At 46.6% G+C, this 15,747-nt stretch carries 15 protein-coding genes; 5 read left to right on the top strand and 10 right to left on the bottom strand.

Going from position 1 to position 15,747, the window contains the following annotated elements:
* Window positions 1-26: 26 nt before the first annotated feature.
* The 5 genes from RID53_RS07470 to RID53_RS07450 form a co-directional block, all read right to left on the bottom strand.
* A complete protein-coding gene (locus RID53_RS07470) occupies window positions 27-686 on the bottom strand; it encodes a nitroreductase family protein (protein WP_446387515.1) in 660 nt (219 codons plus the stop codon).
* A gap of 99 nt (window positions 687-785) precedes the next feature.
* A complete protein-coding gene (locus RID53_RS07465) occupies window positions 786-1,301 on the bottom strand; it encodes a hypothetical protein (protein WP_446387514.1) in 516 nt (171 codons plus the stop codon).
* A gap of 200 nt (window positions 1,302-1,501) precedes the next feature.
* A complete protein-coding gene (locus RID53_RS07460) occupies window positions 1,502-1,741 on the bottom strand; it encodes a hypothetical protein (protein WP_446387513.1) in 240 nt (79 codons plus the stop codon).
* 266 nt (window positions 1,742-2,007) lie between these two features.
* Window positions 2,008-2,301 (bottom strand): hypothetical protein, encoded by a 294-nt coding sequence (locus RID53_RS07455; RefSeq protein ID WP_446387512.1) that lies wholly within the window; start codon window positions 2,299-2,301, stop codon window positions 2,008-2,010.
* Window positions 2,302-2,495: 194 nt separating this feature from the next.
* Window positions 2,496-3,095 carry a thioredoxin family protein gene (locus tag RID53_RS07450; protein WP_446381290.1) on the bottom strand — a complete coding sequence of 200 codons (600 nt, stop codon included), beginning with the start codon at window positions 3,093-3,095 and terminating at the stop codon, window positions 2,496-2,498.
* Window positions 3,096-3,165: 70 nt separating this feature from the next.
* Here RID53_RS07450 and RID53_RS07445 point away from each other — a divergent pair, with 70 nt between their 5' ends.
* Window positions 3,166-3,570: an NIL domain-containing protein gene (locus RID53_RS07445; protein WP_006106245.1), complete on the top strand. Its 405-nt coding sequence runs from the start codon at window positions 3,166-3,168 to the stop codon at window positions 3,568-3,570.
* A 96-nt stretch (window positions 3,571-3,666) separates the two neighbouring features.
* Here the strand turns inward: RID53_RS07445 and RID53_RS07440 are convergent, their stop codons facing one another.
* The 5 genes from RID53_RS07440 to RID53_RS07420 all read right to left on the bottom strand — a co-directional run bounded on the left by RID53_RS07440 (window position 3,667) and on the right by RID53_RS07420 (window position 7,672).
* Entirely contained in the window at window positions 3,667-4,266 is a 600-nt protein-coding gene (locus tag RID53_RS07440; protein ID WP_446387511.1) for a hypothetical protein, read from the bottom strand.
* A 205-nt stretch (window positions 4,267-4,471) separates the two neighbouring features.
* The gene (gene thiD / locus RID53_RS07435; RefSeq protein WP_446387510.1) at window positions 4,472-5,272 is read right to left on the bottom strand and encodes a bifunctional hydroxymethylpyrimidine kinase/phosphomethylpyrimidine kinase; all 801 of its coding nucleotides are present in this window, start codon (window positions 5,270-5,272) and stop codon (window positions 4,472-4,474) included.
* A 119-nt stretch (window positions 5,273-5,391) separates the two neighbouring features.
* Complete coding sequence (ftsZ, locus tag RID53_RS07430; protein WP_446387509.1) at window positions 5,392-6,660, bottom strand: cell division protein FtsZ; 1,269 nt, start codon at window positions 6,658-6,660, stop codon at window positions 5,392-5,394.
* Window positions 6,661-6,714: 54 nt separating this feature from the next.
* Complete coding sequence (locus RID53_RS07425; RefSeq protein ID WP_446387508.1) at window positions 6,715-6,858, bottom strand: hypothetical protein; 144 nt, start codon at window positions 6,856-6,858, stop codon at window positions 6,715-6,717.
* Window positions 6,851-7,672, bottom strand: coding sequence for a cell division protein FtsQ/DivIB (locus RID53_RS07420; RefSeq protein WP_446387507.1), 822 nt, complete (start codon window positions 7,670-7,672; stop codon window positions 6,851-6,853). The genes RID53_RS07425 and RID53_RS07420 overlap by 8 nt, the downstream gene beginning before the upstream one ends.
* 362 nt (window positions 7,673-8,034) lie before the next feature.
* On the opposite strand from RID53_RS07420, the gene RID53_RS07415 reads away from it, so the two are divergent.
* The 4 genes from RID53_RS07415 (at window position 8,035) to RID53_RS07400 (ending at window position 15,556) form a co-directional block, all read left to right on the top strand.
* Window positions 8,035-9,363 (top strand): P-loop NTPase fold protein, encoded by a 1,329-nt coding sequence (locus RID53_RS07415; protein ID WP_446387506.1) that lies wholly within the window; start codon window positions 8,035-8,037, stop codon window positions 9,361-9,363.
* Window positions 9,364-9,414: 51 nt separating this feature from the next.
* Complete coding sequence (locus tag RID53_RS07410; RefSeq protein WP_446387505.1) at window positions 9,415-9,558, top strand: hypothetical protein; 144 nt, start codon at window positions 9,415-9,417, stop codon at window positions 9,556-9,558.
* A gap of 337 nt (window positions 9,559-9,895) precedes the next feature.
* Complete coding sequence (locus RID53_RS07405) at window positions 9,896-14,761, top strand: WD40 domain-containing protein (protein WP_446387504.1); 4,866 nt, start codon at window positions 9,896-9,898, stop codon at window positions 14,759-14,761.
* Between the two features lie 510 nt (window positions 14,762-15,271).
* Window positions 15,272-15,556: a hypothetical protein gene (locus tag RID53_RS07400; RefSeq protein WP_446387503.1), complete on the top strand. Its 285-nt coding sequence runs from the start codon at window positions 15,272-15,274 to the stop codon at window positions 15,554-15,556.
* Window positions 15,557-15,747: the final 191 nt, after the last annotated feature.

Raw genomic sequence — 15,747 nt, 5'->3', positions numbered from 1 at the left:
TTAGTTAACCGGACAGAGATAACTACTTATGATTCACCAAAACTTTCTTGATAAAAAACCTGCTCAACATCAAAGCGTCCGCCGTATTCTTTAAATGGTTCAGCCGCATATCCCATCGCCAACAAACAGCAAACATCCACATCTGCTGGAATATTAAACGCTTCCTTTACTTGTGCAGTGGTAAATCCTTCCATGGGACAGGTATCGACGCCAAAACTTTTTGCCACAATCATTAAATGCGCCACGGCTAACATCGTATGGCGATTTGTCCAGGCTTCTATGGAGTCAAAACAGGGTTTATTTTCAAATAACTGAGGAACCGCCGATCGCAGTGTATCAGCATAGGCGTCATTCATTGCACCAGCTTCTTGTCCCAATTGAATCACGGATTCAATATACTCCTTTTGGTTGATGCGCCGATCGCCACAACAAATTAATATTACCGGAGCTTCTCCCACCTGACGCTGATTAAAGGCACAGGTTTTGAGTTTTTCCCGATTCGCCGCTTCCCGCACCACTACAAATCGCCAGGGTTGCAGGTTGTAACCGGAGGGCGATCGCACGCCTAAGCGAAATATTTCTGTTAAAATAGCCTCCGGAATCGTATCCGGGCGAAAAGAACGCGCCGCACGGCGCTGTTCAATAGCAGCTTGTACGTTTAGGGTGGGTTGCAAATCACTGGTCATTCGATTTTTAGGATAACGACAAATAAATTAAAATAAGGTGGTTGTTTAAACCACCTCATCCTACCACAACGGGTAATATTAAACCCAATTCAATTCAGCTTAAGCTAAAACAAAGTCCACCTCTTCTGCGCCAGAGGTTTCACCTTGTCCTGATGTAACTTGTTCTCCATTTACATCAACACAGAAGGGGGTATCTTCCAGGTTCACATTATAATCTGTTGTGTCGGCTGTATACCCCACACTAGCAATCATTTTCCGCCCTTCATCGGTGTAAGCAAATGCCAACATTTGATTTTTATCTTTCTGATTGTCGTAAGCCCAAATCACCATATATTGTTGTCCCTGATACTCGAAAACCTTAGGCGGACGAGTGGGCGTATAACGACCTTCATCACCAAAGCTAGCATCAAGGAAACTTTGTACCGAATCTGTGGCAACTGTCGCATAAGCAACTTCTTCTTCAGATGCAGGTTCTGCTTCTTCTTGACTTTCATCAACCACTTCTTCTTGGTCTCGGTTGCGTAAATAATCAACCGCCATTTTCGTTCCAATACCACCAACCGCAGCCACACCCGTACCGATGAGAATATTGCGAAGCAGATTCTTCTTATTCATGATTTCTCCTCAACGTTTCAGCCAATTTACGTCATGTCAATATTATCATTAACAGTACCAGGTAATAATGTCAGGAAAATTTTGGATTTTTAGAGGGAGAAAGCATTACCCTTTTAACCTCTACCCTCTACCCCCCTGCCTTGTAGCCTTGGAGCTTCTCCCTATTCCAGCAGGGAGTAGTTAACCCGGATTGAGTTGTGTTAATCAGAGTCAGATGAAATATATCGACTAATTAAATTAACTGTGTAGTTGAGACTAACGAGGAGAAGGAGTAGAATTGTTATTTTTATCGGCAACGGAGCAAAAAACAAGCAAAATATTAAGCAGATTAAGGCAGTGAGTACAGCCGCCACTCGTTCTATTTCTTCAGTAACTTTAATGCTGAGGTAGAAGGCTATTAAGGCAATCAGTAAAGTTATTGACCAAAGTATCAGCGTCATAAAACTACGGAAGGAATAAATCAAGTCTATGGTTCATTAAACTCATAGGCAGCACAGTAGCAATCGTTACAGATTCTGCAATTACCCAAGTCAGTGGACACAATTAAAGTTCAAGCTGGAATCGTCATACTCGCTCCCGACAAGAAGCAAGCTAGATCCTTTGTCATTTATCCTGTGTAAGGGTTATAATTTGCCCAATCTTGACATAACGCTTGATTTGCTAATCAACAGCGTGACCGCCTAACTGGGCTTATTGAATGAATGTGCTAGGTCATCATAGTCATCCATCCCATTACCTTTTTACCTCTTCGGAAAAGTACAGAGTCTGCTAATCCTAAGTAATGGGCGACGAGTAGTAGTAAAAAAGATTGACCCATAACCTGATCAAGAAAGTTAGGGCAATTTTCAAAGTCTAAGCATAATACTGTAGAACGGTTCCAGAGTTCTCGAAATAATTTACAATTTTTAGGTAGAAACGATATAAGAGAACGAAATCGGCTGAGTGCCGCCTTCTCTAAGTCTGCGCTGGTGTAATTGGCTGGGGAGTGTTGATCTGCCATTTTTATCCTCCTAGTAGCCTAATAGCTCTCCCATCTCCAAGATAATAGAGTGAAGCCTCTGCCTCCAAAACTCTGTAACGAAAACTTTACTATTGGTAGATTTTTTTTTGGCAAGGGTTTTCCTCAAACTCCTACATAAGACATAAGGCAAAGGACAAATGATGCTCCTAACTGTTCACGTTAAACGGTGCTGACTAATTAACCTGACTGCCATGACTCCGAGGATCATCTGGAGACGCCTTTGACGATGACACAGGCGCTTTAAATGTAGAGACTTGTCCATCACCTTGAGTATAGGGTAAAGGTAGGTCAGCGACCAAGGCTTCTAAGTTCGCCTCTAAAACTGGGCGAGGTTGTTCCCCAATCGTTTGGGCAATGGCTTCGCCTTGGGCGTCTAAAAACACAAAATGGGGGATACCATCGACTCGGTAGTTGAGAATTTCGGGTAACCACTTGCTGTTATCCACATTCAGCATCACAAAATTAACCGAGTCGGTGTACTGTTGTTTCAATTCCCCCAAGTCTTGCGCCATGGCTTGACAAGTAGTACACCAGTTAGCATAGAACTCCATTAAGGTTGGCTTGCCATTACTCATGGCAACTTCTAGGGGGGTAGATTCCTCAGCTTGGGCATCGAGAGAAGCCGAACCCGTCTGTGTTTGTAATCCTAAGAATAGGGCAACGCCAAGAATGATGGCGACTAGGGCAATTATAAAATTTCTCAGCCGAGAGCTGAGACTTGCTTTAGGTGTCTGGGGAGATGGAGAGCCGGAGTCTGGGGAATTCGCGGTCATGTTTAACGCAATTTAAGTTACAACTTGTCAAGTTTCATCAAAACGATGCTGTCCATAGGCTAACAAGACCATGAAAAAACGGCTAACCCTCACCTTTCCAAAACGCACAGTCCAAATGCCAGTAACCTACCGACTGGCAAAGGATTTCAATGTCGCCGCCAATATTATCCGCGCTCAAGTTGCCCCCAATCAAATTGGCAAACTCGTGGTGGAACTCTCAGGAGATATCGATCAGCTTGATGCTGCCATTGAGTGGATGCGATCGCACGATATCAATGTATCCCTGATTGACCGAGAAATCTTGATTGACGAAACCAGTTGTGTCGATTGTGGATTGTGTACGGGTGTGTGTCCCACAGAAGCCTTAACCCTGAACCCCGATGACTTTCGACTCAACTTTACGCGATCGCGGTGTATTGTCTGTGAGCAGTGTATCCCCACTTGTCCAGTTCAGGCAATTTCTACGAATCTTTAATTCGTCATTTGTCATTTGTCATTTGTCATTTGTCATTTGTCCTTTGTCGTACTCGCTCTTGACAAGAAGCAAGCTACGTCATTCGCCATTGGACAATTAACGATTGTTATTTAATAAGGGTCGTACAATCAGAAAACCTGCACCAAAGGCACTGAGTACAATCAACACGATGGCTAAGACTAAAAACCAACCATTGACCTCTCTGTGACCCTCAGAGGCGGATGTACGCCGGGAACGAGAGTCTCCCTGTTCAATGACGAAACTTTCTCTGTAAGGCGAGGAAAGGGGGTCTAACTGGGGATGAGGAGGGGGAACCTCAACCCCTACCCTAGAGGGAGCGGATTTAGGTGATTTAGGGATTGACGGGGTGGGATGGGATGCTGAGGGAATCGATTGGCGTCGAGGCATTTCCACCCCGGTGACGGGTGTCAATGAATCCACTACCTGCTGGAGATGTTGGCTCGATTGCAGCACTTTTTCCACTTCTTGGCGCAGTTTTTGGTTTTGTTTGACCAACTGCTTATTTTGACCATTGAGGGAATCCAACATCGCTTGGGCTGCTTGTAACTCAGCCGCTAGTTCCCGGTATACAGAGATTGGCACTGACGGGCAATAAGTATTGGCAGCGGTTGACGGGCTATAACGGTCGGTTGGCGGATTTTGCATAGAAGGATTAATTGGGGGATTAGAATTCATTTAATTCGCGGCTGGATACCTTGTTTATGGGATGAGCATAGGTGGGGTAGTGAACGATCTAGGTAGAGTTGTAACCATCCTGCCGCTGATCTCCTAGCTCCATTACTGTGGCAATTATACGACGCCTATCTTACACTATTCGCCTCTTTCGAGAAGAGTTCAATGCTATTTAACATTAACCCCATCTTTTTGCCATTTCCGGTCATCAAGCGGGCAATAATGGGAAAAAATGCCCGACAGGTCCATATCCTTGACCAATGTCGAGAGCGTGTTGCAGGGCTGTTGTCACATACTCCTTTGCCCTTTGCACGGCGGTGAGTGGATTTTTGCCCATCGCCAAATTCGCCGCGATCGCACTACTGAGTGTACAACCTGTGCCGTGATTATTCTTGGTTTCAATCAACGTTGTTTTCAGGGTGTAGAACTGAGACCCATCAAACCAGACATCGACCCCACACAGATCACCCCTCATCGCACCGCCTTTAACTAAGACAGCGTTTGCTCCCAGTTGATAAATGCGTTGGGCAGCCGATCGCATATCATCAAGGGTATGAATCTCTAAACCACTGAGTAATTGAGCTTCATAACGATTGGGTGTCACTATCGTTGCCAGAGGAATCAAACCTTCTCGCAAAGACGTTACCGCCTGATCATCAATCAGTTGGTCTCCTGTGCGCGATACCATCACCGGATCAACAACAAGAGGTTCAAGCTGGAAACTCTTAACCTGAGACACTACAGCATTAATAATCTCGGCGTTGAGTAACATGCCCGTTTTGGTTGCCTGAGTCCCCATATCGCACACCACCGCCTCAATTTGAGCAACAACGGCGGCGACTGGCAAAGCATCAACGCGGTTGACCCCTTGAGTATTCTGGGCGGTGACACAAGTCAGGACACTCGCACCATGAACCCGGTGAAAGGCATAGGTTTTCAAATCTGCCTGAATTCCCGCCCCACCGCCGCTATCTGATCCGGCTATTGTCAGCGCTACTGGTACTTGCATCAGTTTTGTCAGTTAACAATTAACAGTTAACAGTAAGCGTTTTAAGTTAACTCCCCCAGCTTCCAGACGCGCCATGGCACGTCTCTACATTGCTTCCCCTGCTTCCCTACCTTCTCGTACTAGCTTCTGGGAAAACGACGCCGTTGCAAAAATTCGGGAATATCTAGTCCCGGTCGGCTTTTCGGTTCTGGTGCAGGGTTTGGCGGATTAGGTCTCGGTGTGACTGGTCGCGTATAACGGGGAACTTCATTGACAGGTGGGGGAGGTGGCACTTCACCACTAAATCCCGTGGCAATCACCGTAATTCTAATTTCACCTTGCAGCCTGTCATCAATCACAGCACCAAAAATAATATTAGCGTTAGGATCAACCACCTCGTAAATTGTTTCCGCCGCCGCATTAACTTCGTGTAGCGTCAGATCACTACCACCTGTAATATTAAAAACTACCCCTCTAGCGCCTTCCACCGACGACTCCAGCAGCGGCGAGGAAATCGCTGCCACCGCCGCTTCTCTAGCGCGGGATTTACCGGAACCTACACCAATTCCCATTAACGCTGAACCCGCATCTGCCATAACAGCTCGAACATCAGCAAAATCGACATTCACTAACCCTGGAACGGTGATAATATCTGAAATCCCTTGTACACCTTGACGCAGGATATCATCGGCAACTCTAAACGCATCTTGAACGGGTGTTTGTTCAGAAATCACCGACAACAGCTTATTATTGGGAATCACGATTAGAGTATCGACGCGACTTTGCAGCGCCGCAATCCCTTCCTCCGCTTGAGACGTGCGGCGGCGTCCTTCAAAGGTAAACGGGCGAGTGACTACGCCCACCGTTAACGCGCCCATTTCTTTGGCGATTTCTGCCACAATTGGTGCTGCACCCGTTCCTGTACCGCCACCCATCCCGGCTGTAATGAAAACCAAATCGGACTCGGCTAGGGCTTGGGCAATTTCATCACGAGATTCTTCTGCGGCTTTTTGACCAATGGCGGGATTTCCCCCCGCACCGAGTCCTCGTGTCAACTTCTGACCCACCTGCAAGCGTTTGGCGGCGGAGTTTTGAGAAAGGGCTTGAGAATCGGTATTAATTGACCAAAACTCGATCCCAGCCACTTCACTGGCAATCATCCGGTTGACGGCATTACCACCGCCACCACCAACACCAACCACTTTAATTCTGGCAACATTACCTGGCAAAATGTTGTCGCTCCTCGCGTCTTCCCTGGGAATCCCTTTGGAATCATAATCATGGGGTTGACTAAACTGCAACCCAGAGTTGCTGAAGGGATGGGTATTCTCCGCTCCAACTGAAAGATCGGTATTCAGCGTTATCGGAGAGCTTTGATGGACAAGCCCTAGTTTACTATTAAGCGTCATTGGAATAGGTCAGGGTTGATAATCAACTTTATCAGTTATATGTAACAATCTGAGTCAACTATAGGGTAAGTCGATTGAAAAACCAACGAACACCCCGGTTTGTTGTAAATACTCTTGAAGGGTACTCTCCTCAAGAGTTGCCCCAATGGGCATAGCTGAATTTTCTTTTATACCACTATTACCGCCATGGTTAGTCATGATCCGGTTTAGGGGTTTCACTTGCCGCATTCATCTGAATCACCGGACGGTCTGGGTTTTTGAGATCAATATAGGCGATTTGACTAGGTTGAAGCTGAGTGGGTAATTGTCTCATGCGATCCAAAACTGCCAGTTGTTCCGCCAATTTGGAACTATCCGATCCTAGATGCACATTTCCTAATTCGGTTTTCAAGATTAAATTGGCTGGGTTGCGCCAATCAATCTCCAGGATTTTGACGGGAGAGTGATGGACAACCGGATACACTTGCGACCAGTATGGACGATAGTGTTCATTCTGACCCCGCACTTGCAGCGTGGGTAACTCAACATTGGCTTTGAGAGAACGATAGCTACTCTGGGGCATCCAGACGCCTCGTTCATCCAAAAAGCCTGGTTCTGAGGTTGTCTGAGTTTGCCCCTGAGCGATCGCCACAGGTTGGCGTTCTTGCACTTGAATGATCAACCCCGGAGGCATAAGTTGACGAGTTACTGTGGCTTCAGCAATGGGTGCAGCATCTTCGAGAGACTCTGCGATCGCCTGGGGTTCCACTCGCCAGAGTGATTGAGGATAGGATAAGGGGAGCAGCGACCGAATCGCCTGAGTTGAGAGAAATTGATTGCCCTCAATGTCAATTTGTTCCGGTTGGCGAATTACCCAATCGGGTAAGGTAATCGCCCAAATCAAACCGCTAGCCATACCGCCTACCATAAGCGATCGCCACAGCGCCTGAAAAAATTTAACTCGGCGTGCGCGTCTTAGCTGTTGTCGCCGATTACTGATTTGGGCTTGGGAAACTGATGCAATATTTGCCATCTACTACCGCTAGAGGTTCAAAATATATCAATGCCACCATCCTATTTTTCCTTGCCGGGAGAGTAAAGAATCCGGATGAAATAACGTCAGCCTATTGAATTTGCTTGTTTGTTGGTCAACTTAACCTACTTTTCCCATTTAACCATTGGTTCGTCATTTGTCATTCGTCATTCGTCATTCGTCATTCGTCATTCGTCATTCGTCATTTGCTCCCCCATCTTCCCCATCTCCCCCATCTCCCCCATCACCCCATCACCCCATCACCCCCTCCTCTACACTAAAGGGGGTATTACCCCTACGTATAAGGGTTCGGTCAATGATTTACGCTCTACTTGAATCAGGTGACTCAAGAGTCTTGCTTTATGAAACTGCATCTACCTACTTTTTTCAAAGCTTGTAACCCAGCTAGAACTCTAGTGATGGGCAATCCAGAGGATCGTCAGTACTATATTAATTTTTCGTCTGTGCGGGGCGGCAAAATTATCGAAGCCTTAGGACGCACGATCGCACGACTTTCGCCGGATGAACCTACCTGTCAGCTTTTTACGGGACATATTGGCTGTGGTAAGTCTACAGAATTGTTTCGCTTGAAGGCTCAGTTAGAGGCGGAACAATTTCACGTTGTCTATTTTGAGTCGTCTCAAGACTTGGATATGGCAGATGTTGATATTAGCGATATTTTACTCAGCATCGCTCGGTCAGTGAGTGAAAATCTGGAAGCGATCGGGATTCGTCTCCAACCCCGGTACTTTAACAAACTCTTCAACGAGATTAATGATTTTTTACAGACGCCTATCGATGTGGATGTAGCGGCTGAACTGTCCGTCGGTATTGCCAAAGTCACTGCCAAAACCAAAGATAGTCCTCAACTGCGCGAACAGCTCAGACAACACCTAGAGCCTCGTACTCAAGGGATTTTGCAGGCGATTAATACTGAAATCATTGAACCGGCGATTAAAAAGCTTAAACAACGAGGTAAACAAGGGTTAGTCGTGATTATAGACAACTTGGATCGCGTTGATCCCCGACCCGTTCATGCGGGGCGATCGCAGCCTGAGTACTTGTTTATCGATCGCGGCTCTCAATTGCGACGCTTACGCTGTCATCTGGTTTATACCATCCCCTTAGCGCTGATGTTCTCGAACGAGTACGAAACCCTAAAGAATCGCTTGGGCGGGGGTGTGGCTCCTAAAGTGTTACCCATGGTGCCGATCTGGTATCGAGATGGGCGGGAGTTTCCGCAAGGAATGGCATTACTCCGACAACTGGTTTTAGCCCGTGCGTTTCCCCAGGTTCCTCCCCAAGAGCGCTTAAATTTAATCCCAGAGGTTTTTGACAGTCCCGAAACCCTAGATCGCATCTGTCGGATTAGTGGGGGTCACATTCGTAACTTGTTGGGACTGCTGTATAACTGCCTGCAACAAGAAGATCCACCCTTTTCTCGCGAATGCTTAGAGAGTGTAATTAAGGGATACCGGGACGATCTGGCGTTAGCGGTTGAGGATGCAGAATGGCAGTTACTCTTTCAGGTGGTTCAGCAGCAGTCCATTCGCGGGGAAAAAGAATATCAAACTCTGTTACGCAGTATGTTTGTCTATGAATACCGCGATGACTTGGGTCGTTGGTTTGGAGTAAACCCAGCTTTAGCCGAGACTGCTCGGTTTAAATCGGTTGCTGATGTGAGTGCTTGATGGGGAGCTGGGGAAGCTGGGGGAGCGGGGGGAGCAATGTAGAGACGTGCCATGGCACGTCTGGGAGCGGGGGGAGCTGGGGAAGATGGGAGACAAAATTTCTATAGCCCATTACCCTACTGCATATTCCACACCGAGCGTGTTACCGAGCGAAGTCGAGGTAAGTCGAGGTGTTACCTATTGCCTGACAAATGACGAATAACACATCAGTGATCCAAGTCACATTTACTATAAAATTTTGTCACGATTTTTATCAGTTGATCTCACTGTTTAATTCTATTGAAACTTGTTAAATTGTCTGCGTCTAAGTTGTGATTTTAGAAGTGGGTTAAATTTCTCAATAAATAGCTTTTATCTTATCAAAGATACGCTTTAATAAAAGATCTGTCATTAAAATAGCAGATCCATCCGCCGAAGCCAATAGAGGTCTTATTGGTTGGTTTTCTGTTTTTTAGCCTTTGTATTTAAAGTCCCTTATTAACACCAGCTTACTCGACGATAGCCACCTAGGAGTAGTCACATTTTGATAGGAATGAAGGAGAAAGAGAGAGAGAGAGCCGAAGAAATAGTCTTAGCCAATGAGCGTTCACTATCTACCCTCGCTCGGGCAATCACCCTATCGGAAGGACAATTTGCCCTGATTTTAGTCCGCTGCAACTATGAGTGCTGCAAACAACCGATGTGGCAGCAACTCCAAGGGCTGACAGGAATTCCCTTGAAACAGTTAGTGCTTCAAGAATCCAGTCAAACCTTATATACCGTTATCCTAGACGCGATCGCGAAAGAGGACTTATCTGGCTTGCTCGTATTTGGTCTGGAATCTGTGACCGCAATTGATCCAGTCTTAATCTCCACCAATCAGGTACGCGACGAATTTCCGAAAAGTTTTAGCTTTCCTATCGTTTTATGGGTCACTGATGAATTACTCCACAAATTAGCCCGATTTGCTCCTGATTTTAAGAGTTGGGCGGCAACGTCGATTAAATTTGAACTGGCAACCGCCGAGTTATTGGACTTATGGCAACACACAACTGATGAACTGTTTACCACGCTTTTAGAGAAAAGTGTCGGTGAATTTTTGTCCAATGAAGCGCTCAAGCTGTCGCCGGGATGTCAGCGTCGTCAAGAACTCGAATCCGCATTACGGGATTTGCAGGGGCGTGGTGTGAATCTAGAACCTACTCACTATGCGACATGGCAGTTTATTTTAGCCAGAGATGCCTTTAAACATGACTTGATTGAGGTGGCTCTGGAACAGTATCAACGGAGTCTAGATGTTTGGCAACAGATTTCCTGTGCTGTCTCCGATGGCACTGATCAGCAATTATTAGAACGGATTGGCATCTTGCAGTGTCATCTGGGTTGGTGTTATTGTCGTCAAGCTCAATTACACCCAAGTCATAAATATAGAAGTTGGGAGAAAGCTAGAGAATTTTGGCAAGCAGGGATTGACGCCTTTACGACGGCGGGACGTTTGGATTGGGTTGCCCATTTAACCATTCAACTGGGTGAAGTCTTGCAAAACCTGCAAAATTGGGCAGATTTACAAGCGCTGGCACTTCAGTCGTTGGCGCAGTCTCAAACCCAAGACAATGCGGCTCAATTACCCCAAGCTTATGGTTTTTTGGCGGCAGTGGCATTAGAAGAATCCCACTGGGAGGATGCCAAAGTCTTCGCGCAAACAGCGTTAGATATTTTGGATCAGTCCCAATTATGTCAGCCTCAGCATCAGGGATGGTACTTACTGATCCGTGCCAAAGCCCAACGTCAACTGGGGGAATCAGCAGCAGCGATCGCGGATTTAGAGGCGGCGTTAACGGTAGAGGGGTTACTCCCAAACGCTCCCCATCAGTCTCCCCAGCTTTATCTAGACATTCTCCAAGAACTGCGATCGCTCTACTTCGATCACCAGGACTACCTACGAGCCTTTGAACTCAAGCAAAAACAGCGCTCTCTCGAACAACAGTATGGCTTTTTTACCTTTCTGGGTGCAGCACCCTTACTCTCTGGGCGACAAGATCACCAATTATCGCCCCTGGAAATAGCGGCGGCTGGGCGATTGCCAGATGTAAATCGACTTTTGGAACGTCTCAGCCGCAATGATCACAAATTAACGGTAATTCATGGTTCCTCTGGGGTGGGTAAAAGTTCTTTAATTCACGCCGGATTAGTCCCTGCCTTAGCGAGTCGCACGATTAGCGCCAGAGAGGTAATCCCCGTGGTGCAGAAAGTCTACAGCGATTGGCGAGGAGAGTTTTCTCGACAACTCAACGATGCCTTAGGCTGTACCCCTAATCCTTCATCGGATACGGCGTTAGATCCCCAACCCCTGAGCCAACTGGCAACCTGTGTCAATCAATTACAGCAGGCGGCTGATGGCAATATCCTGATCGTGCTAATTTTCGATCAGTTTGAAGAATTTTTTTTCGTCTGTACGGAATTAGAACAGCGACGCCAGTTCTATGAATTTTTGGAACATTGCCTAAATCTTCCCTTTGTCAAAGTGATTTTATCCCTGCGGGAAGATTACCTGCATTACCTGCTTGAATGCGAACGCTACACGAATTTGAGTGCGATTAACAATAATATTCTGGATCGACAACTTCGCTACCACTTGGGGGATTTGTCCCCACGGGAAGCAAAAAATGTCATCTCCACTCTGGCTTCAGGGTCTCAGTTTAAGTTAGACGACGCCCTAATTGATGCCCTAGTTCAGGATTTAGCCTCACCCACCGAAAGCGTGCGACTGATTGAATTACAGGTAGTGGGGATGCAACTGCAAACGGAGAAAATTACCACTCTGGCGCAATACCAAGCCTTAGGCACAAATCCAAAAGCCACTTTAGTCGAACGCTGGCTGTTGAATGCTATTGCTGATTGTGGTTCTGAGAATCAAGAGACAGTTTGGCAAGTCTTATTTTCACTGACAGATGACCGAGGGACTCGTCCCTTGAAAACTCAAACTGAGTTGGAATCGGGGACAAAAGACTTAGATATGGGACATACACCATCCGTTATCAAATCGCTATCCTCACTTTCCCTAATTCTGGAGATTTTAGTTGGCTCAGGGTTGTTATTTCGCCTACCTGACGAACCCGAGGATCGATATCAACTGGTTCACGATTACTTAGTCGCCCCCATCCGTCACCATTACAAAAAACGCCGCAAGCAGACACTGGTGACGCGGCTCAAACACAGTCAGATGGAACTCTTACGAGTTCGCAAACAGCGACTCCGGGCGATCGCAGTCGGTACAGCAATGGCAGTGCTGGCGGTAACGGCTGGGGGGTTAGGATGGCGGGCTGAGGTGCAACGCCGACGCGCCGCGACTTTAACGTTTAATGCTCAACTAGCGGCGATTAGTGCCTCCTCAGAAGCCCTATTTGCTTCTGGAAAAGAATTTGATGCGCTGCTGGAAGCGCTCAGAGGCGCGAGACAGCTTAAGCAGGTTGCTGTCGGGGTTAAACCCGATACCCACCTGCAAGTGATTGCTGCCCTTTCCCAAGCCGTAGACTCAGTAACTGAGCGAAATCGGTTAGAAGGACATAGTGATATCGTCTGGGATGTCAGCTTTTCCCCTGATGGAGAACTGATTGCCTCAGCCAGCCGCGATCGCACGGTAAAATTGTGGCGTCCTGATGGTACATTGGTCACGACTCTGCAAGGGCATCAAGATAGCATTACCAGTGTTTCCTTTAGTCCAGATAGTCAGCTCATTGCATCCAGTAGTTGGGATGGTACCGTTAAGCTGTGGCGTCGGGATGGTACCCTTGTCCGTATGTTGACAGGGCATGACGGTTATGTTTATAGCGTTAGCTTTAGTCCCGACGGTGAACACCTAGCCTCCACAGGTGCGGATGGTACGGTGCGCCTGTGGCGAGTGGATGGCGAGTTAATTCATACCCTTTCAGCCCATAAAAAAGCAGCGCAGTGGGTTAGCTTTAGTCCCAATGGTGAGATGCTAGCGTCAGCCGGAAGCGATCAAACCATCAAATTGTGGACAAAAGACGGTCAATTATGGAAAACGCTCACCGGACATCAGGGTAAGGTTAACAGTGTGGCATTTAGTCCCGATGGTCAATTCATTGCCTCAGCCAGCGATGATCGCACCGTGAAACTGTGGGATACTCAGGGTCAACTCATTAAAACCCTTTCCCAACCAGAACGTTGGGTATTGAATGTAACCTTCAGTGCTGACAGTCAGTTAATTGCAGCAGCAAGTGCCGATAATACGGTAAGACTGTGGAATCGTGATGGTAAACTACTGAAAACCTTTAAAGGACACAGCGATAGAGTAACCGCTGTCAGTTTTAGTCCCACTCAACAGGCAAAAGAAACCGCAGCCCCATTAGCAACTCCCGTCATCCTCGCCTCTGCCAGTTATGATAAAACCATCAAACTTTGGGAACTGCGCCAACAGTCTCAGCTCATTTTACGCGGACATGATGATGATGTGCGAGATGTTACCTTTTCTCCCAATGGAGAACGGATTGCCACAGCGAGTAACGATAAAACTGTCAAACTTTGGGATCGTTTGGGTCAACTCTTGCACACCTTAACCGGACATACCGAGCGAATTTATAGTGTTAGCTTTAGTCCTGACGGGGAACGCCTTGCCTCAGCCAGTCGAGATGGTACGATTCGGCTGTGGAATCGAGAGGGAGAGTTGATTAAGGTATTGAACGGTCATCAGGATTGGGTATTAGATGTCAGTTTTAGTCCTGATTCGCAAACCCTTGTCTCCGCCAGTCGAGATAAAACGATTAAACTTTGGACACGAGATGGAGTTTTGATGAAAACCTTAAAAGGACATCAATCCCGCGTCAATGGGGTAACTTTTAGTCCCGATGGTCAGGTATTGGCGTCTGCTAGTGATGACCAAACGGTAAAGCTATGGACGGCAAATGGACAATTATTGAAAACTCTCAAGGGTCATAGTAATTGGGTTTTAGATGTCAGCTTTTCCGCCGACTCTCAGTTATTAGCGTCAGCCAGTTATGACAATACTGTAAAACTCTGGAATCGCCAGGGTGAACTGCAAACAACCCTGAAAGGGTCTACCGATAGTGTGGCACGGGTTGAGTTTAGTCCTAGAGGAAATATTCTGGCAACAACAAGCTGGGATAATCGGGTACAAATCTGGCGACTAGATGACACTTTAGTGAAAACCTGGGAAGCTGAGGAGGGGCGCGTCACGAGTGTAAATTGGAGTCAGGATGGTCAGGCATTAGCTGTCGGCACTGAAGATAATACGGCAATTGTTTGGAATTTAGATTTGGAGGAACTGTTAGCAAAAAGTTGCAATTGGCTGCAAGATTATCTCAATCATAATCCCGATGTTAAACAGAGTAACCGTGAGCTTTGCCAACCCATTGCCCGTGAAAAAGGAAACAAATAATTTTGCGTAGCTAATGTTATGATTTATCGTTAAAAATCGTGCAGTTGAGCATAGCTGAAGCATCGGGGGATAACGTCAGAAACGGCATTACTGGCTCACTCGAACAATCCAGTAATCGAAATTGATGCGCTCCTTAAAAAGGGTAACTTATCCTACCCAGCATCCCCGCTTTTGACCAAAGGTGGATTTTGTTGAAAGGTTATTTCTGAATAGGGCGGGTTTTGTTGTTCATTGATTAGGAACTAGCGCTAGTTCCTAGTGCATCCTGGCAGAAATAACTGAACAGCTGACATCTCCCCCAGCTCCCTCTGCTCCCTCTGCTCCCCCTGCTTCATCGTATCTACAAAGCTGCTCAAGTATTTCCAAGGGCGCTGCGCTAGGGCATCGGTCAAGAATAAATGGCTAGATTTACAATCTTTTTACAACCGAAAGAGCCGTCTTTACCATTCCTTCATAGTCTTTCATTTAGGATGATCGACAGATAGCAAATGATTAAGTGGGACAAGCATCATGCCCGAATATCAATGGAAGCTGACTATCGTCGAACGCAACCTATTATATTCCAACTGGATCAATTTGATGCCAGAGGCACAAGAGCGAATAGTAGAGGAAGCTGAAGAATTGCTCAGGGACTTACCGCTATTAGATAAACAACGATTACTGACATTTTTGGCAAGCCTTAAAGATACCGAAAAACATTTGCATCATAAAATCCAGCAAATTGTTAGCCATCATATCCAAAAAAATGCACACAATATTATCGGGAGAACCTTGCTCTCTAGTCATGCCATATAACGGATAGAATTGGATTGAAATCCACCCAAAACCCTGTAGAGACGCGCCATGGCGCGTCTCTACGATATTCCTCAGAGTGTCCCAGTTAGCGGTCGAGACTTTTTCGACACACAGTCCTACACTTGGATGTAAGGAAAGTTTCCTAACCGTCAGTAGTCGCAGAGGCAGTTCAAGATGGTACTCTCCGTCTT

This window comes from Coleofasciculus sp. B1-GNL1-01, assembly GCF_040220235.1.
Classification (GTDB): domain Bacteria; phylum Cyanobacteriota; class Cyanobacteriia; order Cyanobacteriales; family Coleofasciculaceae; genus Coleofasciculus.
Note: the sequence above shows the minus strand (reverse complement) of the source record. Positions and strands in the feature narration are given on the sequence as shown.